This window comes from Sorangium sp. So ce381 (assembly GCF_051473845.1).
In the GTDB taxonomy this organism is placed as follows: domain Bacteria; phylum Myxococcota_A; class Polyangia; order Polyangiales; family Polyangiaceae; genus Sorangium; species Sorangium atrum.
Genome location: NZ_CP150336.1, coordinates 737,432 through 757,644, shown reverse-complemented (window position 1 = coordinate 757,644; position 20,213 = coordinate 737,432). Strand labels below are relative to the sequence as shown.

General features: G+C 72.1%; 17 protein-coding genes. 5 read left to right on the top strand and 12 right to left on the bottom strand.

Annotation, left to right across the window (positions count from 1 at the left end):
* Position 1: 1 nt before the first annotated feature.
* The 6 genes from WMF29_RS02805 to WMF29_RS02780 all read right to left on the bottom strand — a co-directional run bounded on the left by WMF29_RS02805 (position 2) and on the right by WMF29_RS02780 (position 6,931).
* Positions 2–1,483, bottom strand: coding sequence for a TolC family protein (locus WMF29_RS02805; RefSeq protein ID WP_437327354.1), 1,482 nt, complete (start codon positions 1,481–1,483; stop codon positions 2–4).
* Positions 1,473–1,814 carry a hypothetical protein gene (locus WMF29_RS02800; protein WP_437327353.1) on the bottom strand — a complete coding sequence of 114 codons (342 nt, stop codon included), beginning with the start codon at positions 1,812–1,814 and terminating at the stop codon, positions 1,473–1,475. The genes WMF29_RS02805 and WMF29_RS02800 overlap by 11 nt, the downstream gene beginning before the upstream one ends.
* Before the next feature lie 207 nt (positions 1,815–2,021).
* Complete coding sequence (locus WMF29_RS02795) at positions 2,022–3,581, bottom strand: L,D-transpeptidase (RefSeq protein WP_437327352.1); 1,560 nt, start codon at positions 3,579–3,581, stop codon at positions 2,022–2,024.
* A gap of 134 nt (positions 3,582–3,715) precedes the next feature.
* Complete coding sequence (locus WMF29_RS02790; protein ID WP_437327351.1) at positions 3,716–4,636, bottom strand: hypothetical protein; 921 nt, start codon at positions 4,634–4,636, stop codon at positions 3,716–3,718.
* A 22-nt stretch (positions 4,637–4,658) separates the two neighbouring features.
* Positions 4,659–6,263, bottom strand: a complete 1,605-nt coding sequence (locus WMF29_RS02785) for a S53 family peptidase (protein ID WP_437327350.1) — start codon at positions 6,261–6,263, stop codon at positions 4,659–4,661.
* A 47-nt stretch (positions 6,264–6,310) separates the two neighbouring features.
* Positions 6,311–6,931 (bottom strand): hypothetical protein, encoded by a 621-nt coding sequence (locus WMF29_RS02780; protein WP_437327349.1) that lies wholly within the window; start codon positions 6,929–6,931, stop codon positions 6,311–6,313.
* Positions 6,932–7,290: 359 nt separating this feature from the next.
* Here WMF29_RS02780 and WMF29_RS02775 point away from each other — a divergent pair, with 359 nt between their 5' ends.
* The 3 genes from WMF29_RS02775 (at position 7,291) to WMF29_RS02765 (ending at position 10,233) form a co-directional block, all read left to right on the top strand.
* Positions 7,291–8,220: a homocysteine S-methyltransferase family protein gene (locus WMF29_RS02775; protein WP_437327348.1), complete on the top strand. Its 930-nt coding sequence runs from the start codon at positions 7,291–7,293 to the stop codon at positions 8,218–8,220.
* Between the two features lie 168 nt (positions 8,221–8,388).
* Entirely contained in the window at positions 8,389–9,081 is a 693-nt protein-coding gene (locus WMF29_RS02770) for a glutathione S-transferase N-terminal domain-containing protein (protein WP_437327347.1), read from the top strand.
* A gap of 480 nt (positions 9,082–9,561) precedes the next feature.
* Positions 9,562–10,233 (top strand): hypothetical protein, encoded by a 672-nt coding sequence (locus WMF29_RS02765; RefSeq protein WP_437327346.1) that lies wholly within the window; start codon positions 9,562–9,564, stop codon positions 10,231–10,233.
* Between the two features lie 121 nt (positions 10,234–10,354).
* Here WMF29_RS02765 and purU read toward each other — a convergent pair whose 3' ends face one another.
* From purU to WMF29_RS02750, 3 genes are all read right to left on the bottom strand, one after another.
* The gene (gene purU, locus WMF29_RS02760; protein ID WP_437331075.1) at positions 10,355–11,248 is read right to left on the bottom strand and encodes a formyltetrahydrofolate deformylase; all 894 of its coding nucleotides are present in this window, start codon (positions 11,246–11,248) and stop codon (positions 10,355–10,357) included.
* A 104-nt stretch (positions 11,249–11,352) separates the two neighbouring features.
* On the bottom strand, positions 11,353–12,090 hold the full coding sequence (locus tag WMF29_RS02755) for a histidine phosphatase family protein (RefSeq protein ID WP_272097590.1): 738 nt from the start codon (positions 12,088–12,090) through the stop codon (positions 11,353–11,355).
* A 122-nt stretch (positions 12,091–12,212) separates the two neighbouring features.
* Positions 12,213–12,518, bottom strand: coding sequence for a hypothetical protein (locus WMF29_RS02750; protein ID WP_437327345.1), 306 nt, complete (start codon positions 12,516–12,518; stop codon positions 12,213–12,215).
* A gap of 318 nt (positions 12,519–12,836) precedes the next feature.
* Here WMF29_RS02750 and WMF29_RS02745 point away from each other — a divergent pair, with 318 nt between their 5' ends.
* Positions 12,837–13,442 carry a hypothetical protein gene (locus WMF29_RS02745; protein ID WP_437327344.1) on the top strand — a complete coding sequence of 202 codons (606 nt, stop codon included), beginning with the start codon at positions 12,837–12,839 and terminating at the stop codon, positions 13,440–13,442.
* 78 nt (positions 13,443–13,520) lie between these two features.
* Here WMF29_RS02745 and mgtE read toward each other — a convergent pair whose 3' ends face one another.
* Positions 13,521–14,855 carry a magnesium transporter gene (gene mgtE / locus WMF29_RS02740; protein ID WP_437327343.1) on the bottom strand — a complete coding sequence of 445 codons (1,335 nt, stop codon included), beginning with the start codon at positions 14,853–14,855 and terminating at the stop codon, positions 13,521–13,523.
* A gap of 371 nt (positions 14,856–15,226) precedes the next feature.
* Positions 15,227–15,844 carry a Maf family protein gene (locus tag WMF29_RS02735; protein ID WP_437327342.1) on the bottom strand — a complete coding sequence of 206 codons (618 nt, stop codon included), beginning with the start codon at positions 15,842–15,844 and terminating at the stop codon, positions 15,227–15,229.
* A 360-nt stretch (positions 15,845–16,204) separates the two neighbouring features.
* Between WMF29_RS02735 and WMF29_RS02730 the strand changes: the two genes are divergently transcribed.
* On the top strand, positions 16,205–17,935 hold the full coding sequence (locus WMF29_RS02730) for a right-handed parallel beta-helix repeat-containing protein (RefSeq protein ID WP_437327341.1): 1,731 nt from the start codon (positions 16,205–16,207) through the stop codon (positions 17,933–17,935).
* A 16-nt stretch (positions 17,936–17,951) separates the two neighbouring features.
* Here WMF29_RS02730 and WMF29_RS02725 read toward each other — a convergent pair whose 3' ends face one another.
* Entirely contained in the window at positions 17,952–20,141 is a 2,190-nt protein-coding gene (locus tag WMF29_RS02725; RefSeq protein WP_437327340.1) for a bifunctional alpha,alpha-trehalose-phosphate synthase (UDP-forming)/trehalose-phosphatase, read from the bottom strand.
* Between the last annotated feature and the right edge of the window lie 72 nt (positions 20,142–20,213).

The following is a 20,213-nucleotide window of genomic DNA, read 5'->3' as shown; positions in this document are numbered from 1 at the left end:
GTCAATGCCCTCCTTCGCCGGTGGCCGAGGCCCTCGGCATCGCCGCGGGAGCTCCGGCCCCCGCGGCCTCGACGCGGCGCCCTGCCAGGAGCGCGTCGAACGCAGCCTTCGCCGTCCAGTGCTCGCGCAGCGCCTCGACCGCCGCGAGCTCGGCGTCCAGCTGCGCTCGGCGCGCCGAGAGCAGCTGGAAGACGCCGACCTGCATCGCGTTGTACTGGAGCAACGTCTGCTCCAGGACCCGCTTGCGCGCCGGGAGGATCACGCGCGCGTAGTGCTGCGCGCGCGCGTGCGCGAACACCAGCCGGTTGCGCGCCTCGCGGACCGCCGAGCGGACGTCGACGGCGCGCCCGTGGTAGCGCTCCAGCAGGCCGTCGAACTCCGCCGCCTGCGCGGCCTCGGCGCCCTGCCGCCGATCGAAGAGCGGGAGCGAGAGGCGGACCTCGGCGCCGACGACCCACGGGTGCTCGTGCGCCTCGTCGCTCGCGCCGAGCTCCCGCTCGCCGTGAACAGAGGCCGCCACGTCCGGCACCCAGCCCTCGGCGCGCAAGGCCCCGGCGCGCCCCGCCGCGGCCTCGAGCCGGCTGCGCAGCTCCGCGAGCTCGAGGCTCGCCCGCAAGGCCAGGGACTCCGCGCGCGGCGGCGTGACGAGCGCGTCGGGCGCCGCCGGGACCGCGCCGGCGATCGTCCAGGAGGTCGCCGCGCCGGAGAGGCCGAGCAGCCGCGTGAGCCGCTCGCGCTGCGAGAGGAGCTCCAGCTCGATCTGCGCGGCCGTGACGCGGGCCTCCTCGTAACCCGCCTCCTGCGTCGCCACGTCGAGCTCCGGGACGTTGCCCGCCTCGAAGAGCGCGCGGGCGGCGTCGCGGGCCGCGGCGAACGCGTCGAGCGCGCGGTTCGCGATGCCCAGGCGCTGCTCCGCCGCCTGCACGGCGTAGAACGCGGCGCGCACCTGGTAGCCGAGATCGACGACGGCGCCGGCAGCGCGGTAACGCGCGGCCTCGTGCTCCGAGCGCGCCGCCCTCGCGTGGAGCGGCGAAAGGAGCGCCGACGTGAGGTCGATCTCGACCCCGAGCTCGAGGTGCGCGTGCTCGACCCCCTCCTGCAGCGGCGTCACCCCGATCGCGATCTCCGGGTTCGGGAGCTTGCCCGCCTGCTCCAGGTTGCCCCGGGCGACGCCGACCTCCTTCAGCACGGCGCGCAGCTCGCGGTTGTTGAGCAGCGCGATCCGCACCGCGGCGTCCGCGGTGAGCGGCCGCCGCGGCGCCTGGCCGAGGGCGCGCGCGCCGTCGGCCGGCTCCGGATCGACCTCCTCCGACGCCGCGCTCGGCGGGAGCTCGAAGCGGGAGAGCTCGCGGATCCGCGCCATGTCGGCGGTCGACGACGGGGCGGCGCAGCCGGCCGCGGTCGCCGAGGCGAGCGCGAGGCCCGCCACGAGCGGCAGGAGGCGCGAGGCGAGCGCGCGCGAGCGCCGGCGTTCAGTGCGCATGGACAGGCTCCTCGGGCCTGGCAGCCGCCGGGCCGCCCTCCGGCGGCGTCGCCGGCGCCGGGCCGTGATGATGGTGGTGGTGGTGCTGGTGAGGGTCGGCGCCGGCGCCCCCCGCCGGCTCGAGCCCGACCCAGCCCGCGGCGGGCTCGCCGGGCAGCGGAGGCTCCTCCGAGAGGGCGACGCCGATCCGCGGAGAAGGAGCTTCCGCGGCCTGCGGTGAGGCAGCAGAGGACGCGGGGAAGCTCGCGGGAAGGGTGCGCGGCGCGCAGCCGGCGAGCGCAGCGACGAGCATCAGCAGGGCGTTCGGACCGGCGAGGTGAGGTGATTTCATGGAAGCCGCTCCAGCGTGGCGAGTGCGATCACGTGCGGGGCCCGAGGACGACCGCGCCCCGCAGCGGCTTCATGCCGCATTTGAGCTCGACCGCTCCAGAGCTCAGCGCAGGAAGTTGGATCACCAACAGCGTCGTCCCGGGTTGCATGCATGGCCGACGCGCGCGGTCCGGCGGTATTACACATCGCCGCACCGGGCCGCGCGCGGTCAGGCGTGGATGTACACGAGCGTCCCGCCCTTGTCGTTGAACGCGGCGTGCCAGCCCTCGGGGACGGGGGGATCGGTCCACGCGAACAGCCACGCCGCGTCGGCGGGCGCGAGGTTCACGCAGCCGCTGCTCCGCACCTTGCCGAACGCGTCGTGCCAGTAGACGCCGTGCAGCGCGTAGCTGTTGTGGAAGTACTGGACATAGGGCACGTCCCGCAGGTCGACGGACGACTCGCTGAGCTCGTCGCCGTCCATCGTCGCCGTGACGTGCTTCTCGCGGATGAAGAACGTGCCCTGCACGGTGGCGCTGGTGGTCGCGGGATCGCCGAGCTCGCCCCTGCCCGTCGAGACGAGGGTCGCGAAGACGGGGCGCTCGCCCTCGTAGGCGACGAGCGTCTGGAGCTCGATCGAGATGTCGATCCACTTCCTTCCGCGCGCCGCGTGCCCCCAGAAGTCGCGGCCCAGCCGCGCGACCCGCAGCGCGGACGCGGGGATCCACACGCCCGCGTCGGTCTCCGCGTAGGCGCCGCCGGCGGCCGTCTTGCCGGTGAGCACCCAGCCGGAGCGGTGCGCCGCCCAGCCGTCCGGCCTGAGCTCGCCCGAGGCGTCCGGCTTCAGCGTGCGCACCCCGTGGTGCATGACGAACGCGGGGGTCCCCTCGCTCTTCACCTCCACGCCGCGCATCGCCGTGGGAGCGACGGCCGAGGTGCGATCGATCGGGATGAGGTCGAGCTCGGTCGTCAGTCCGAAGCGCCGCCCTGTCCACTCGAAGGTGGAGATCAAGCCGAAGGCCGAGTCGGCCCGCGCGCGCCCGCGGTGCGCGGGGAAGCGCACCTTCTCGGCAGCGCCGAGCGGCTTGGGCAGGTCGCGGCGGCTCGCGAAGAAGGGCGTGAGCGGCTCCGGCTCGCCCAGGAGCGCCTCGTCGCGGCGGGACCACGCAGGGGTGCCCTGGGCGCGCGAGCGCCCCTCGACGCGCCGCTGCTCGGCCTCGCTCGGCAGGTGGACATAGAGGTGCGGCGGCGGCTTCCGCGACACGACGTAACGGTACGGATACGGCTCGCCGCGGCGCGGGCCGGCCGGCGTCGCGGCGACGATCTCGTGGTCCAGGTCGAGCGAGGCGCCCTTGCCGACGCACACGAAGCCGCGGGGATGGATGGCGTACCATCCGCCCGCGCACCCCGCGTCGCCCGACGGCGCCGCGGCGCGCTCGACGATCGCGCCGGCCCGCAGGTAACCGAGCTTGAGCGCGCCGCGCTCGGGCGCGGCGTACACGAACGTGCGCATCGCGATGCTCGCGAGCTTGTCGCCGCGCCCGGGCCGCAGCGCCTCCCTGGACGCCGCGGGCTCGGCCTCGGCGGCCGCGCCGCCGTCCAGCGGCTCCACGACGCCCGCGTCGGCGAGCGCCGGCTCCAGGGCCGCCGGCTGCGCGGCGGCCGAGCGCCCCGGCGGCTCCTCGCCCGGGCCGCAGGCCGCCACGAGCGCCGCCGCGGCGAGCGCCGACGCGCGCCGCAGCCGACCACCGCGGCGGCGCGCACGCGCATCCGGGAAAGAGCAAGCCATGACGAGCAACGGGCCTCGTCTAGCTCAGAGGCCGCCCGCCGACCAGGCCGCCCGCGCGGCGCGACATCTCGACCCACCGAGCAGCCGCGGCAGTTCATCGCGCGCGCTCCCCATGCGCCACGCGCCGCTCCGGCTCACCAGCGTGGGTCGCCGTCGATCAGCCAGTCCAGCGCCCGTCGTGTCTCCTCGGCGACCGGCCCGTCGTACCGGTGGCCGGCCTCCTTGCTGCGCGCCACGCGGGCGAGCACCCCCGCCTTGTCGAGGCGCGCGGCGGCCGCGGCAGCGGCGGCGCCGCACCCGGCTTGCGCGCAGACGAAGAGGACCCGCTGCCCGCCGCCGTCCGCGAACGCCTTTGCCGTCGCCGGGGTCCACTTGTCGTGTCCGCCCTCGACCAGCACGAGGCGCGGGAAGAGCGCCGCCCGGCGCGCGGCGATCGCGGAGCCCATGATCGCGCCCAGCGAGAAGCCCGTGTAGAGCGCCGCGCCGGGATCCACGTGCTCGGGAAAGCGCGCCCGCAGCGCCGCGAGCCCCGCGTCGATCTCCTGCTCCAGGCGGGCGTTGCTCTCGTACGTGAAGCGGACGTCGCTCGCCGACGGCGAATCGGTCCGCGCGACGCCCCTCGGACACAGGACGAAGGCGCCGTCACCCACGATGTCGCGCCACACCTGGCACTGCCACTCGGGCCGATCGTAGTTGCCGTGCGACGCGATGAGCACGGGACGCCGCGCCGTGGCGCCGACCGGCACCGACACCACGGCGGTCGGGAACCCCTCGACAGGGAGCTCCACGAACGGCGCGTCCGCGCGGAGCGGCGAAGCCCCCGCAACAGCGGCGGCCGCGTCGCCGGCAGCGGGCGCGGCGTCTCTCGCAGCGGCCGCCGGCGTCGCGCCGCCGTCCGCGGCCTGCGCTGCCCCTTCCCGCGCCGGGGCGGGCGCGACGCTGGGCGGCGCAGGCGCCGGGCCGACGGAGCGGCCTGGTCGGTCGCAGCCGAGCGCCGCCGCGAGGAGCGGGAGCGAAGCGAGCGAGAGCGAGAGGAACGCGACGGGGGACGCCATCCGACCAGAGGATGACGCTTTCCTAGGGGAGCGCCTCCGCGAGCTTGTCCGCGAGCGGAGCGCCCCAGCCGGTCGGGTAGTCCCAGCCAGGCCCCGCGCTGAACCCCTCGGGCGTCTTGCCCTCGGTGATGTCGCGGAAGGCGGCCTGCACGCCCGCATCGGTGTACAGCGCCCGGTTCAGCCACCCGGCGACGGGCTTGCCCTGCGCGATCCGGTGGCTGTTCACCGACGCCATCAGCCCGGCGAACACCGGCGCGGCGAACGACGTGCCGCTGCGCCGCTCCCACTCGCCCAGGAAGTAGAGCCAGTACGGGGACTCCGACGACGCGCTCAGCGCGACATCGGAGACCGCGCGCGTGCCCTGCGCGTCCTGGACGACGCTCTCCTGCCACCACGGCGTATCGAAGGCGCGCGATCGGCCCGAGCCGGAGCCGCTCCACGCCACCTCGCGCGCGACCTCGCCGCCGGCGCCCAGCTCGAGCACCGTCCCGCCGACGCACGTCACGTACGGGCTCGACGACGGCACGTCGGGCCTGCTCGAGTCGCCGCTCGCGACGACGATCGTCATCCCGAGCGCCGCGCCCATGCGCGCCGCCTCGTTGTATTGCTCCCGGATGATCTGCCCCTCCGTCTCCTCGCGATGCGCGAACGACGTCGAGAGCACCGACACCTCGCCTTCAGCGATCGCCTCGTTCCACGCATAGAGGATGGAGTGGGTGCGCGCGTCCGGCCCCTCGTACGCGATGAGGTCCGCCTCGGGCGCCATCACGCCAGACCATTGCATGTCCAGCGTGGTCTCGACATAGCGCGTGGAGATCGGATCCGCGGTGACCACCTCCACGGGGTTGTCGCGCGAGACGCCGAACGATCGCCAGAACGACTGGAGATCCCGGGTCTTGTACGTCGCCCCGACCACGACGCCGACCTTCACGCCCCGCCCGCTGTGGCCGCCGGTGTGGAGCGCCTCGACCCCATAGGCCCGCGCGATCTGCGCGGGCGTGTACCCCTTCTCCTGCTCCGGCGGAGGGTCCGTCTCGATCGAGCCCCCCTCGGCCGCGAGCGGCTCGGTGTCCGCGGGGATCTCGACCGAGACGACGCCCGACGCGAGGTCGATGATCCGCTGCGGCGGCCTGAGCGGATCGAGCGCGCCGAACGTGCGGAGCGGCTTGCCGCCGGCCGAGGGGTTCTCGCGCTCGAAGTCGCGGAGCTCCGTGTCGAACGCGGCGTTGAACTGCTCGACCGTGCCCGCGAACTCGAGCAGGAGCCGGTTGCTGGACCGCCGTCGGATCTCCATCTTCTGCTGGACGAGCCAGTCTTCGACGGCCGCGACGTCGCTCTCGGAGGGGGCGTGGCGCTCCATCCAGGTCTCGACCGACATGTACTTCCGGAACGTGTCCGGCTTCCCGGGATCGTACATGTCCTCGATCGCGCTCTCGAGCCCGGCGACATCCCGGGTCGGGAACCCCATCAGCGCGCGGAAGCGGTCCTCCTCCGGCGCCGCACCGAAGTCGAAGTAGATCCCCCCGGCCGGCCGGGGAAGGCCGCTCGGGAGCACGGGTCCGTCTTCTCCGCACGCCGTGCCCCCGAGGGCGAGCAGCGCAACGCACCAGACCGAGAGCGAACGCATCGACGAGGCCCTGCGAGCGAGGGGGAAAGGAGTCCGTCAGGCGAGGCTCAGCACCACACGTGCTCGATGAGGTAGCAGGTGAAGGTCCCCGGCAGCCAGGTCTCGGGGTGCCCGCCGGTCGTGTTGTCGGTACAAATCTCGCAGTAGGCGTGGATGCAGTCGGGGTCGGTGCTCTGCGGCTTCGCCCCGGGGGTCGACACGGGCTTCTCGGAGTAGAAGAACCCGTCGGTCTTCAGCTGGTCGAGCTCGCTGTCCGACAGCTTCCCGAAGGCGGCCTCGTCCGAGGAGATGCTGAACCGCTGGTCCGACGCCTCCGTCAGGGCGGGCGCCGGGTAGTCGCCGTAGTCCGCCTGCTCGATGGCGGCCATCTGCTCCGAGAGCAAGATCTCCTTGCCGTTGCCGGTGGAGAGCTTGATGCGCGTGTAGTCGATCGGCCCCCCCGAGTAGTCGAGGGCGTAGACCGTGTCTCGGCTCATGTCGAGGTTCAGGAACTCGCTCGTCTCGAGGGCCTTCGAGACGTCCGCCTGGGTGATCCGCTCGTGCGCCGCCGCGTCATCGACGGGAGCCTCCTCCGACGCGCTGCATCCGGCAAAACCGGCCGCTGCGATGACGCCGAGCGCAACACTGAGAGCGAGCGATTTGGAAGAACGGATGGACTGTCGAATCATGATGGCGTTCCTTTCTTATGGGCTCACTGACGGCGCTCGCCTGGCCTCGCGCGGGCCAGCGGGAGCTCCCCCATGTCGGTCCTGCGTCGTTCCTGCAAACGATCGCTTGCTTGTCGGACCCCACGACTCCGGCGAGTCGAGTGGAATGAGGGGAAGATGAATTCATTTCAACGGTGCCGCAGGCCCCCCATACCTGGCAAGTAATTTCCCGGCGCGAAAGAGAATTCCATCGTTCTTTCTGCCGCATAGTGGTCGGGACGGTGCGCTGTGCGGGGACTCGCTTACCCCGAGCCGCAGACGGGCCATGACCAGACTCAGGGGTTGCCGTGGGAGCCGGCCGCGGACATACCGGAGCCTACATGGTGGACGTGGCCAGATCGCCGCTCGGTTCAACTGCTGTGGCCGCCGAGGCTGCCATCGTGGTCCTCGACGGCCCGCTCGGGACCGAGCTCGCCGCGCGCGGGGTCGAGACGCCGGCGCCGCTCTGGAGCGCCGCGGCCCTGCTCGACGCGCGGGGGCGCGACGTGGTCCGCGCGATCCACCGGGATTACGCGCGCGCGGGCGCGACGGTGCACACGGCGAACACGTTCCGCACGAAGCGGAGGCAGGCGGGCGCCGCCTGGGCCGAGCTGGCGGCGCGGGCGGTCTCGCTGGCGCGCGAGGCCGTGCGCGACGAGGGCCCGCGGCACCGGGTCGCCGGCAGCATCGCGCCGCTCGAGGATTGCTACAGGCCCGATCTGAGCCCGGCCGACGCGCGGCAGGAGCACCGAGAGCTCGCGCAGGCGCTCGCGAGCGCGGGCGTCGACCTCCTCCTCTGCGAGACGTTCCCGCACGTCGGCGAGGCGCTCGTGGCGCTCGAGGAGGCGGTCGCCACGGGCGTCGAAGCATGGGTATCGTTCACGGCGGGTCCGGGATCGGATCTGCTCTCGCCCGAGGACATCGGGCTCGCCGCGCGGGAGGCGGCCTCTCGAGGCGCGAGGGCCGTGCTCGTCAACTGCACCCCTGCGACTCGCACGCTCGCGCACATCGAGCAGCTCGCGGCGTGCGGCGTCCCGTTCGGGGCCTACGCGAACGCCGGCGCGGAGGCCGAGGGGCTCGGCTGGGGCGCTGGCGTCGACCAGCGCGGCTCGGCGGCCGCGCGTTACGCGGAGCTCGCGCGCCCCTGGCTCGAGGCGGGGGCCACGATCGTGGGCGGGTGCTGCGGGACGGGGCCCGCGCACATCGCGGCGCTGCGCGCGCTCGTCGACGGGGCGAGGCCCGCGCGCGCCCCGACGGGATCGCCGCGCTGAGGCCATGCAGCCGATCGCCGGTTGCTCCCCACGGGGCGACGTGCCACCGATTGCCCGACGGGCCGGGCGACGCCAGCGCGAAGCGGCGCGGCGCCCGGCAGGCACGATCCATCGCCTGAGACAGCGCGCCGCCGCGATCGGCGGCGACCCACGGACACGGAGCGCAAGATGATCGATCTCTATTACTGGCCCACCCCGAACGGCTGGAAGATCAGCATAATGCTCGAGGAGACGGGCCTCCCGTACAAGCTCGTCCCGATCAACATCGGGCGGGGCGAGCAGTTCAAGCCCGAGTTCCTCGCGATCAGCCCCAACAACCGGATGCCCGCCATCGTCGATCACGACCCTCCGGGCGGCGGGGCGCCGATCTCCGTGTTCGAGTCGGGCGCGATCCTGCTCTATCTCGCGGAGAAGACGGGCCAGTTCATGCCCTCGGACGTCCGCGGTCGTTACGAGGTGACCCAGTGGCTCATGTGGCAGATGGGCGGCCTCGGCCCGATGAGCGGCCAGGCAGGCCATTTCAATCACTATGCGCCGGAGAAGATCCCCTATGCGATCGAGCGCTATACCAAGGAGGTACGCCGGCTCTATGGCGTGATGGACAAGCGGCTCGCGGACCGGCCTTTCCTGGCGGGCGAGTACTCGATCGCCGACATGGCGAGCTATCCCTGGGCGATGCCGCACGACCGGTACGGGATATCGGCCGACGAGCTCCCGAACTTCAAGCGGTGGCTCGACGCGGTGCGCGCGAGGCCCGCCGTCGAGCGCGGGCTCGCGGTCGGAAATGAGCTGCGGAACCCGAGCCAGCCCATGGACGACGAGGCGAAGAAGTGGCTGTTCGGGAAGAAGCCCGATGCGTGAGCCGCCCGTCCCGCATGCGCAGCGGCCGCGCGGCGGTGCGCCCTGGGCGCGCGGCGCCTCGCTGACGGGCTGCGACCCGGGCGGACAAGCCACGATCGAACGAACCGTCCGGCGCGCCAGCGCTGCACGCGCGACGCACCAAAGAGCGTCCTGAGCAGGGCGGGGCCACCAGCGCAGCCCGCCCTGACGTCAGGGCTTCACCGGGCGCGCCGGGCCGCTGGTGCGCCCTGGCTGGACCCGGCGCGTCTTTTCGCCAGAGAAAAGCAGAACGAGCGCTCCTCGACGATCCGCTCAGCCCGGATCGCACGGACTCCGCTGCAGGGCGCGGATCGAGCGAGCCCTCTGCATTCATGCCTCGCGGACGTCAAGCACGCCGGGAGCGGAAACGTCTGCACAGCTCCGCCGGGCACACACTCTGCTCTGCGGTGAGCCGAGATGTCTGGGCCTGGTGGGCCCTCGCGGACATCGGGGGGAACGATCATGTCGATTCATAGCAAGATGCTGGTGCCTGCATTTCTTTTCGCTGCCCTGGCCGCCGGTTGTACGGTGAATACGGACGAGGCGGACTTCGATCAAGGCGATCCCGGTGACGACGAGACCGGGGCCGTCAATCAAGCATTGGAGGAGGAGCGAGGCGGATACATGGGGATGGGCGCGGCGCAGCTCGCGCCCGGACAGGCCCAGATGGGCCCGAGCAAGGGGATGCTCGGACCGAGCAAGGGCGAGATGTTCCCCGGCAAGGGCATGCTCGGACCGAGCAAGGGCCAGATGCTCCCCAGCAAGGGCATGCTCGGACCGAGCAAGGGTCAGATGTTCCCTGGCAAGGGCGCGCTCGTCCCGAGCCAGGCCGGGATGTTCCCTGGCAAGGGCGCGCTCGTCCCGAGCCAGGCCGGGATGTTCCCTGGCAAGGGCGCGCTCGTCCCGAGCCAGGCCGGGATGTTCCCCGGGCAGGTGCCGTCCAAGGCCGGGTTCGGCGGTTATGCCGGCCAGCAATCCAGCCATGGGATCCAGGGCTATGCTGGTCAGCAGGCCGGCCTTGGCCAGGCAGCCATCTCCCAGTCGGGCGCCTATGGCCAGTCGGCCGCCCTCGGGCAGTTCGCCCCCGGCCAGCAGGGCCAGGTCACCGCGCCCGGCCAGCAGGGCCGGCCGTAACGCCTCGCGCGCGCGCTCGTCGGGCTCCCTGGAGAGCACGCCCTGCCGCGCGCGCCTCACCCGCTCTCGATCGCCCAGATTGCCCCGACTGCCCCGGTCGGTCGGGGCATTGTTTGGAGACCTAAAAAACAACGGTGCGGCGGCCTTCTACGATGACCCGCCGCTCCAGGTGCGCCCGGACGGCGCGAGAGAGGACGAGCCGCTCCACGTCACGCCCCATCCGGGTCATCTCCTCGGGGCCCATCTGGTGATTCACGCGCGCCACGTCCTGCTCGATGATCGGCCCCTGATCGAGGTCCCGCGTCGCATAGTGCGCCGTCGCGCCGATGAGCTTCACGCCGCGCGCGTGCGCCTGGTGGTAAGGCTTCGCGCCCTGGAACGCGGGCAGGAACCCGTGGTGGATGTTGATGACGGGCGGCCCCTCATCGAGCATCTGCTCGGAGAGGATTTGCATGTACCGCGCCAGCACGACGAGATCGACATGGTGCCTCTTCAGCAGGTGAAGCACCTGACGCTCCTGCTCGCGCTTGGTCTCCGGGGTGATCGGGATGCAGAAGAAAGGGATTCGAAAGCTCTCGGCCACCGCCTCGAGCGTGGGGTGGTTGGAGATCACGAGCGGGATCTCGCAGCGGAGCTCACCCGCGCGCTGCCGGAGCACCAGATCGTAAAGGCACGCAGGATCCTTGGTGACCAGGATCGCCATCTTCGGGACGTGATCGCTGTATTCCACCGACCATCGCGCCGAGAGCGCCGCGGCGAGCTCGCGAAAGGCGGCCTCGATCGCGCCGCGGGTGGCGGAGCCGCCCAGGGCGGCGACGGCGGCCGGCGAGGCGAGGCCGGACAGATCGACGACGAGACGCATGAAGAAGCGCGGGCCCTCGTCCATGAACGCATCCGTGTGATTGCTCGCGTCGATGATGTTCAGGCCGATGTCGTAGAAGAACCCTGCGAGTCGCGCGACGAGACCGGGCTGGTCGGGAGCGGCGATGAGGAAGGTTGCGTGAACGGGACCCATCATACGGGTCATGTAGCTCGCCCCGAGGCGGCGGCGCAAGCGCGAGGGCCGGGAGGGACCGCGGGCGGGCGCTTGCCTGTCTGTCTACCCGCTACCCGCGCGCGCTAGCGCCCCTCGCCGCTCTCGGAGGACGGCGGCCCAGACGGATCCTCCGCGAGCCTCGGCGCCAGCGTGGAGAGCTCCGCCCAGGGGATGCGCACGGTCCGCTCGACGTCGCGCAGGTGCGCGCAATCGTTGTAATAGATGAGGTGCCAGGCCTCGGCCCGACCCCAGCGCCGCCTTCGCTGCCAGTGGGTGAGCGAGGTGTGGCGGGTGGCGAAGTGCGCGCTCGGGAAGGCGAGCGCGTTCATCCGGAAGAAGTGGAGGAACGCGACGTCGATGAAGCCGCCGTGCGTGACGACGACGATCGTCCGCCCCTCGTGCTCACGGGTGACGCGATCGAGGGCGACGGAGACCCGCAGCATGAACTGAGCCCAGCTCTCTCCACCGGGGCTCACCGGCCGGTACGGCTCGCGCTCGAAATCGATCGCATAGCGCACCATCGCCTCGCCGACCGGCATCCCGTCCGCCTCGCCGGGGCGGAGCTCCTGGATCTCGTCGTCGAGCGTGACGGGCAGCCCCAGGGCGGGAGCGACAATCTCGGCCGTCTGCTGCGCTCGGCGATAGGTGCTGGCGATCAGGACGTCGGCGGGGATCTCGCGCGTCGCGGCCAGGCGATCGCGCAGGCGCTCCGCCTGGAGGATGCCGAGCTGCGTCAACCCGGTGTCCCCGCGCATCCCGCCCACGATATGGTTCACGTTGACCAGCGCTTCTCCATGCCGGATGAGATAGAGGTTCGTCACGATCTGAGCCTCCGAGGCGCGCGACCTCGTGGGGGGAGGGCCGCGCGGGGCGGTCCGCGCTCGCTAGGAAGAGCAAGGCCCCCCTCGAATGTCAAGGGTTTGTACCGCCGCCGCGCGGGCGCTCAGGGGCAGCCGTGGAAGAGCGCGAAGATGGCCGCGCTCTCGGAGCAGACCTGCTCGTCACGCAGGGCGCTGCAGAAGTCGTCCTCCGTGAGGAAGGTCTTCTTTCCCGTGCTGCCCTCGATGCAGGAGATCGAATAGGCGAACCGCGAGGCGCCCTCCCCGGGCAAGCCTGGGATCTCCAGCTCGGAGCCTTGGCCCACCTGCGAGCCGCTGTCGCCGGCGTCCTCCGGCGGATCGACGCCGAGCAAGGGGAGCACCAAGATGGGAAAAAGGCTGAAGAGACCGGCTACGAAATTCGGGATCATGGGTTTACCTCCAGCGTCGATAGAAAGGCATCCTCGTGCGAGGTAGCCATTGCAGCTGTCGAATCCAACATGCATCCGACAGGCCAGCTCGGGTCATGTCCGCCCAGTGCACAGACGCGCGCGAGCGCGGGGCGAGCCCGCGCCGTCGAATACGCGGGCCGCGGGCCGCCTGCCCCGTCCGGGTCGGAGGGCGCGCTCGAGCCGCTGCCGCGCCGGCGCGCGGCGCCGAACCGGCCCGCCCGGGCGCGGCGCGCTGCACCGCCCTTGCCAGCTCGCTCGGACATGGCCTACAAGGCGAGCCCTCTGAAGGAGACCCTCATGCACCGTCGCAGCTTCATCGCGGCCGCGCTGCTCGGCGTCGCGGCCCTCGCCGGGTGCGCGCCGCGCTGGCGCGTCGTGACCCAGGCGAGCCCCGACACGTTCGTCGGCCAGCGGTATTTCGCCCTGATGCCCATCGACTACGTGGGCCTCTTCATCCTCGACCAGCGCGAGGACCAGTACCTCGCCGGCAAGGACGCGGACGATCACCAGCGCTTCGTGGCGGACAAGGAGTCCATCAACGAGGAGTTCACGAAGGCCCTGGTCGCCACGGCCCAGGAGGAGGGCATCGAGGTCGCGCCGTCCGACGGCCCCACGTCGGCGCCGTTCGTGATCAAGCCCTATATCGGCTACATGAATCCAGGCTTCTACGCGGTCGTCTCCTCGGCCCCGAGCCAGATCCGGCTGACGCTCCGGCTCACGACGCCGGACGGCCGGGTGCTCGATGAGGTCCAGTTCTCGAGCCGCACGGCGTCGCCCATCCCGAACACGAACCTGAGCTCCGCGGACGCGGACATGCTGAAGGCCGGCGGCCGCTGGCGCGAGGACGCGCGCGTGATCGGCGCGTATGTGGCGCGCTACCTCGCGTCGCGCGTCCACCCCTAGGCCCCGGTCGCCCAGGCTCTCCCCGGTCGCGCGCTTCGAGGAGGCTGCCGGGGAGCGCGCGGGGGGCGCTCGCCCGCTTCACAGCAGCACCCCGCGGAGCAGGAGCTCGGCCACGCTGAAGTAGATCACCAGGCCGGAGACGTCGACGAGCGTCGCGACGAACGGGGCCGAGGCGCTCGCCGGGTCGAAGCGGAGCGCCCGGAGCACGAACGGCAGGAGCGCCCCCGCCAGCGTGCCCCAGGTCACGACGCCGACCAGGCTGATCGCGACGGCCAGCGCGAGGAGCCCGTAGTGCGGGCCATAGGCCCCGAAGAGCTTCTCCCAGGCGATGACGCGCGCGAAGCCGATGGTGCCGAGGATCCCGCCGAGCGCGAGGCCCGACGCGAGCTCCCGACGGCTGACGCGCCAGAAGTCGGCGAGCCGGATCTCGCCGAGCGCCATGGCCCGGATGACCAGCGTCGTCGCCTGAGAGCCGGAGTTGCCCCCGCTCGAGATGATGAGCGGCACGAAGAGGGCGAGCACGACGGCGCGGGCGATCTCGCTCTCGTAGTGCCCCATCGCCGTGGCGGTGAGGAGCTCGCCCACGAACAGCGCCGAGAGCCAGCCCGCGCGCTTGCCGAGCATCCTGGAGATGGGGGTCCGGAGGTAGGGCGCGTCGAGCGCCTGCATGCCGCCGAGCTTCTGGATGTCCTCGGTCGCCTCCTCTTCCACGACGTCCACGATGTCGTCTGCGGTGACGATCCCCTTCATCCGACCCTCGCTGTCGACGACGGGTATCGCCACGAGATCGTGCTCCGCGAAGCTTCGCGCCACGGCCTCCTGGTCGGCGTCCTCGTTGACCGACACGATATCGGTCTTCATCACGTCGCTGACGCGCCGGTCGCCGGGGGCGATCATGAGCTGTCTCAGCGACACCACGCCGCGCAGGCGCTGCTCGGCGTCGAGCACATAACCGTAGTAGATGGTCTCGAGGTGATCCCTGGCCTGCCGCTTGAGGTAGCTGATCGCCTGGTCGACCGTCGCCTCCGGCCGCACGCGCGCGAACCACGGGCTCATGAGCCCGCCAGCCTCATCCTCGGCGTACGCGAGGAGCGCGGTCACCTCGCGCCGCGTCGGCTCGTCGAGCAAGGAGAGGAGCTCCGCCTGGTCGGCCGGCGACACCTCGAGGAGGATGTCCGCCACGTCGTCGGGCGCGAGCAGGCGGAGCCACAACCTGCGTTCGCCCTTCGTGAGGCCCGCCAGGAGCGCGGCCTGGTCGGCCGTGGGGAGACCTTCGAAGAAGTCCTCCGCCTCCTCGCGCCGCAGGCGGCGATAGGCCTGCACCCGCTCCTCGTTCTGCAGGGCCGACCAGGACAGGATCAGATCAGCCGCCGTGAGCGCCTCGGCCGCGTTGAAGGGCGGGCGTTCCATCATCGCCTCACCTCGTCGAGCGCCTGGCCCGCCCTGTCGGCGTCGCCCGGCAGAAGATGCGCATCCGCGAGGGCCCAGCGGCAGGCTCGACCCTGGAACCACGATTAGCAACGGGCGCGCCACAGCCGCCCCTCCCTGGAAGCCCCGGCACGCACACAGCGCAGCGGCCCCCCCGCCTGCGCCGTCGGACAGCGAAGCGCCTGGGGAAGCCGGCATATTCCTGGTTCCCTCGGACTTCTTCTCGATGCTCGGATCGCGCCGACGCGCAATGGCGCGGCTTGGCGGGAACCTACCGTATCTCCCGGGATGCAGGCTCTTTGCCGGCCTGCGTGGAGCCCGCCGGCGCGCTCTGACGCCTGCGCGCACGTCTGCGCTCATGCGCGCGCGGGCGGGTCGAGCGGATCGACCCCGAAGCGGCGCAGCAGGCGGCAGAGCGGGACGAGCGGCAGCCCCACGATGGCCGCCTCGTCGGCGTGGCGCACGTCGTCGAACAGCCACGGTCCGTGCCTCTCGAAGAGGTACCCTCCCGCGCTGCCGATCGGCCGGTCCAGCTCGACATAGCGGCGGATCTGCGCGCGGCCGAGGGGGCGGACGCGGAGCTCCACCGTGACGATCTCGGCCAGCGTCCGCGGCGCGCCGGCCGCGAGCGGCACCGCCGGGGGCGCGTGCACCGCGACGGCGGTGTGGAGCGCGTGGACGCGCCCCGCGAGCCGCCCCAGCTGGTCTGCCGCCTCGTCGAGCGAGGCCGGCTTGCGGAGGAGCTCCCCATCGAGCTCGAGCGCCTGATCGGCGCCGATGATCACGGCGCCCTCCCGCGCGGACGCGAGGCTCAGGGCCTTCCCCTCCGCGAAGAGGCGGGCGCACGCGAGGGGCGACATCCCCTCGGGCGCGATCTCCTCGAAGGCCGGCGCGACGGCCTCGTACGCGAGCCCGAGGCGATCGAGGAGCGCCCTCCGGAAGGGCGACGTGGAGGCGAGGACAACCGGGAACATGGCCGGCTCCATGGCACGGAACGACGCGCGTGCCGAGAGGAACCGCCCGCCTCGCCCGTCGCGCTCCTCCCGCCCGTCGCGCTCCTCCCGCTCCTCCCGCTCCTCGCGCGCTTCACCTGCGCTTCACCCGCTCTTACCTGCTCTTCACGCTCTTCGCGGCGTTCGCTCCGACTTGCTTTTATTTACCAAATTTTATCGAGAAATGGCAGACCGCGAGGATTTTCAACAATGGTTACAGCCGCTGGGCATGCGGGAATAACCACAGGAATTCCCGCCGTCAGGTGTCGCCTGAATTACCCATCATGCATTTCATTAAAAAGCAGCTTGCACTCGGACTCTACAGCACGCGACAGTACGCCAATGCAGCAACTCAACACAAGGCACCTCGTCACACTCTCTCTCGTCGCGCCGGGCATCGGGCTCTCCGTGCTGCTCGCCGCCTCGCCGGCGAGCGCAGCGACGTACGAGGTGGGGCGGGGCAAGCCTCATGCGAGCCTCGCGGAGGTCGCCCCTCGCCTCGCTGCCGGGGACGTGGTTCTGGTCGAGGGCGACGCGACCTATCCGGGGGATCTGTTCTTCAAGAAGTCGGGCACCGAGGCGCAGAAGATCACGATCCGCGGCGTTCGCGTGAACGGCCGCCGCCCGGTCCTATCCGGGGGGACGAACACCGTGGTCTTCGCTGGCAATCACTATACCTTCGAAGGCTTCGACATCACCGGCGGCTCGGGCCGCTGCGTGTTCAACAAAGCGCACGACATCACGATCCGCGACTCGGTGGTGCACGACTGCGCCGGGCACGGGATCCTCGGCGCCGACTCCGAGTCGGGCTCCCTCACGCTGGAGTACGTCGAGGTCTATGCCTGCGGCTCGGGCGACAGCAGGCACCCCATCTACATCGCGACCGACGAGGAGACGCGCCTCGGCTCGGTGTTCCGCATGCGGCACTGCTATGTGCACGACGGCAACGGCGGCAACAACGTGAAGAGCCGCGCGGAGCGGAACGAGATCTATTACAACTGGATCGAGGGCGCGAAGTACCACGAGCTCGAGCTGATCGGGCCGGACGGCCAGGACGAGGGGCTCGCGCGCGAGGACTCCGACGTCGTGGGCAACGTCATCGTCAAGACCGGCCAGCACTTCGCCGTGCGCGTCGGGGGCGACGGCACGGGGCAGACGTGGGGTCGCTTCCGGTTCGTCAACAACACGTTCCTGCTCGCCCCCGGGTCGCGGCCGGCGCTCAGGATGTTCGATGGAATCGAGAGCGTCGAGATGAGCAACAACGTGTTCTATCGGCGCGGCGGCGGCGGCGTGGAGGTCTACGTCGACAGGAGCGCGACCTGGAAGACGGGAGCGGCGTTGATCTCGGGCGCGAACAACTGGGTCCCCACCGGCTCTTCGGCCCTCCCCGCGGCGTGGACAGGCACGGTGCAGGGCGCCGACCCCGGCTTCACCAACCTCGGCTCGCTGGACCTCCGCCCGGCGTCGAACAGCCCGCTCGTCAACGCCGGCTCCAGCGCGTCGCCGAGCCCGGCGGGGCACCCGTTCCCGAGGCCGCTCGCCGCGCCGCAGTCCTCGCCCGTGAGGAGCGTGCGCGCGGCCAGCCGACCGTTGCAGCGGCCGGTCGCCGGCGCGATCGACATCGGGGCCTACGAGTCCGGCTCCAGCCTCGCGGCGCTCGCCATGAGGACCGCGGACGGCGATCGGGACCTCGGCGACAGCGACAGCAGCGCCGCGGAGGAGGCGTGGAACGTCGACGGGGACGCCGCCCCGAGCGACGGTGAGGCGGGCGCCGGCGACACCGACGACGTCGATGCCAGCGACGCCGACGCCGACGCCGAAGGGAACGCGTCCGCCGGCGACTGCGCCGCGGACGGCGACACGGACAGCGACGACACCGCGGCGCGCGCCGCTGCGTGCCCCGAGGCCGCGCAGGGCAACGCGGACGCGCCGCACGACGCCCACGCCAGCGCGTGCAGCGTCGGCGGGGCGCTCGCGGGCGGGCCGGTCGCCGGCTCGGGGGCGTTCCTCGCCGGGGCGGCGGCGCTCCTCGGCGCCGCCCTCCGGCGGCGCGGTCGCCGCGCCGGGGCGTGAGCCGCAGCGCGAGCCCTCAGGCCACGAGCGCGCGCAGCAAGCGACGCGCCGAGGCCGGGTCGGGCAGCTGAAACGCCGCGGAGCTCTCCCCGCCGCCCACGTGGATCGTGAGGGCGGTCGGGGGGAGCGCCGCGAACAGATCCTCGTCGGTCCTGTCGTCGCCGAGCGCGATCACCACCGCGTCGGGCCCCATCATCGCGAGCACCCGCGGCACGATCACCCCCTTGTTGACCCCGCGGAGCCGCACCTCCAGCACCTTGCGGCCCGGGATGAGCTCGAGATCGTGCTCGCGCAGCGCCTCGCCGAGCTCCAGGGGCACCTCGCGGGCCGTCTGGCTGGCGAGCTCCGGGTCGGCGGCCCGGTAGTGCCACGCGATCGACACCATCTTCTCCTCGATGAAGCTGCCCGCCGTGCGGTCGACGAAGCCCTGGAGGACGTCGCGGACCCTCGGCTTCCAGTCGAGCGCGGCCTCGCGGAGCGCCACCCAGGGCTCGCCGGGCGCGGCGCGGGAGAAGAACCCGTGCTCCGCGTGGAGGCTGATGGGCAGCTCGCCCAGCCACCGCTCGAGGTCCTCGCGCGGCCGGCCGCTCACGACGTGCACCTGCGTCCGCGGGCGCGCCGCGAGCTCGCGCAGCTCGGTGACGAGCGCCTCGTCCGGCTGAGCGAGCTCGGGCATGGCCTCGAGCGGGACCAGCGTGCCGTCGTAGTCGAGCATCACGATCAGCGACGGCGCGCTGAGCGCGCTCGCGATCGTGCTCCCCTGGGGCGCGCCTTCAGGCCGCCGGACGGCCCCCACCGCGGGCGCCGCGCCGCTCGCGCGCTCGAGATCGTTCAGGAAGCGGTGCGACCAGCGGTGCGCGTCGTGCGTCACGACGCGGCGGCGGAGCGCCTGCATCCGGACGCGCTGCTCGGACGGCGACATGACCAGCGCCCGCTGGATCGTCGACGCCACCGCGTCGATGTCGTGCGGGTTGACCTGGAGCGCCTCGATCAGCTCGGCGGCCGCGCCCGCGAACTCGCTCAGCACGAGCGCGCCGGTGTCGTCGATCCGCGAGGCGACGTACTCCTTGCAGACCAGGTTCATCCCGTCGCGCAGCGGCGTCACCATCATCACGTCGGCCGCGAGGTAGAGCGCGACGACCCCGGCCATGGGCATCGACCGGTGCAGGAAGTGGATCGGGACGTCGTCGAGCGTCCCGTAGCTGCCGTTGATGCGGCCGACGAGCTCGTTCACGACGCGCCGGAAGTCGGCGTAGGCGTCGACCTTCTCGCGCGTCGGCACCGCGAGCTGGATGAACCGGACCTTGCTCCGGAGCTCGGGCTCGCGCTCCAGGAAGCGCTCGATGGCGAGCATGCGCCGCGGGATGCCCTTCGTGTAGTCGAGCCGATCGACGCCGAGCACGATCTTCCGGCCCTTGGCGCTCTCGCGGATGCGCCGCGCCTCGGCGCGGACCTCCTCGTCCCGCGCGAGCCGCACGAACTCGTCGACGTCGATGCTGACCGGATACGCGCCGAGCCGCACCCGCCGCCCCTCGTACGCGAGCGTTTCCAGATCGGGATCGAGCCCGAGCACGCGCGCGGCGGAGTAGACGAAGTGGTGCCGATAGGCCGTCGTGTGAAACCCGACGACGTCGGCGCCGAGCATGCCGCGCAGCACCTGCTCCCTCCAGGGCAGGATCCGGAAGACCTCGGCCGCGGGGAACGGGATGTGCAGGAAGAAGCCGATCCGCGCGTCGGGGATGCGCCTCCGCAGCATCGCCGGCACGAGCGTGAGCTGGTAGTCGTGGATCCACACCCTGTCGCCCGGCCTGTACCGGGAGACGATGGCGTCGGCGAAGCGCTCGTTCACCTCGCGGTAGCTCTCCCAGTCCTGCCGGGCGTCGAGGTGCAGCTTCTCGACGAGGTAGTGGAACAGCGGCCACAGGACGCTGTTCGAGAAGCCGTCGTAGTAACGGGTCACCTCGGCCGACGTGAGGTGCACCGGGACGGCGCCCAGCTGATCGAGCCGCTCCTCGACCTCTCGGCGCTGCTCTTCGGTGAGCTGCGCGAGGTCGCCCGGCCATCCGAGCCAGAGGCCGCCGTGCCGCTCGTGGGGGCCCCGGAGCGCGGTCACGAGGCCGCCCGCCGAGGGGACGACGGAGACGTCCCCCTGATCGGCGTGGACGGTCACCGGGAGGCGGTTCGAGACGATGAGCAGGCGGGACATGCGCGGCCAGGAAGCTAGCGCATGGCCCCTGCACCACGCCCTTGCGGCGCGGTGAAATCAGGGGCTAGCCGA

What these genes read in the sequence shown, in the direction of transcription:
- WMF29_RS02750 (WP_437327345.1), bottom strand. Translation starts at nt 12,518, where the DNA reads ATGATCCCGAATTTCGTAGCCGGTCTCTTCAGCCTTTTTCCCATCTTG.
- WMF29_RS02780 (WP_437327349.1), bottom strand. Translation starts at nt 6,931, where the DNA reads ATGATTCGACAGTCCATCCGTTCTTCCAAATCGCTCGCTCTCAGTGTT.
- WMF29_RS02805 (WP_437327354.1), bottom strand. Translation starts at nt 1,483, where the DNA reads ATGCGCACTGAACGCCGGCGCTCGCGCGCGCTCGCCTCGCGCCTCCTG.
- WMF29_RS02735 (WP_437327342.1), bottom strand. Translation starts at nt 15,844, where the DNA reads ATGTTCCCGGTTGTCCTCGCCTCCACGTCGCCCTTCCGGAGGGCGCTC.
- WMF29_RS02730 (WP_437327341.1), top strand. Translation starts at nt 16,205, where the DNA reads ATGCAGCAACTCAACACAAGGCACCTCGTCACACTCTCTCTCGTCGCG.
- WMF29_RS02765 (WP_437327346.1), top strand. Translation starts at nt 9,562, where the DNA reads ATGTCGATTCATAGCAAGATGCTGGTGCCTGCATTTCTTTTCGCTGCC.
- WMF29_RS02795 (WP_437327352.1), bottom strand. Translation starts at nt 3,581, where the DNA reads ATGGCTTGCTCTTTCCCGGATGCGCGTGCGCGCCGCCGCGGTGGTCGG.
- WMF29_RS02745 (WP_437327344.1), top strand. Translation starts at nt 12,837, where the DNA reads ATGCACCGTCGCAGCTTCATCGCGGCCGCGCTGCTCGGCGTCGCGGCC.
- mgtE (WP_437327343.1), bottom strand. Translation starts at nt 14,855, where the DNA reads ATGATGGAACGCCCGCCCTTCAACGCGGCCGAGGCGCTCACGGCGGCT.
- WMF29_RS02785 (WP_437327350.1), bottom strand. Translation starts at nt 6,263, where the DNA reads ATGCGTTCGCTCTCGGTCTGGTGCGTTGCGCTGCTCGCCCTCGGGGGC.
- WMF29_RS02800 (WP_437327353.1), bottom strand. Translation starts at nt 1,814, where the DNA reads ATGAAATCACCTCACCTCGCCGGTCCGAACGCCCTGCTGATGCTCGTC.
- WMF29_RS02725 (WP_437327340.1), bottom strand. Translation starts at nt 20,141, where the DNA reads ATGTCCCGCCTGCTCATCGTCTCGAACCGCCTCCCGGTGACCGTCCAC.
- WMF29_RS02770 (WP_437327347.1), top strand. Translation starts at nt 8,389, where the DNA reads ATGATCGATCTCTATTACTGGCCCACCCCGAACGGCTGGAAGATCAGC.
- WMF29_RS02775 (WP_437327348.1), top strand. Translation starts at nt 7,291, where the DNA reads ATGGTGGACGTGGCCAGATCGCCGCTCGGTTCAACTGCTGTGGCCGCC.
- WMF29_RS02790 (WP_437327351.1), bottom strand. Translation starts at nt 4,636, where the DNA reads ATGGCGTCCCCCGTCGCGTTCCTCTCGCTCTCGCTCGCTTCGCTCCCG.
- purU (WP_437331075.1), bottom strand. Translation starts at nt 11,248, where the DNA reads ATGGGTCCCGTTCACGCAACCTTCCTCATCGCCGCTCCCGACCAGCCC.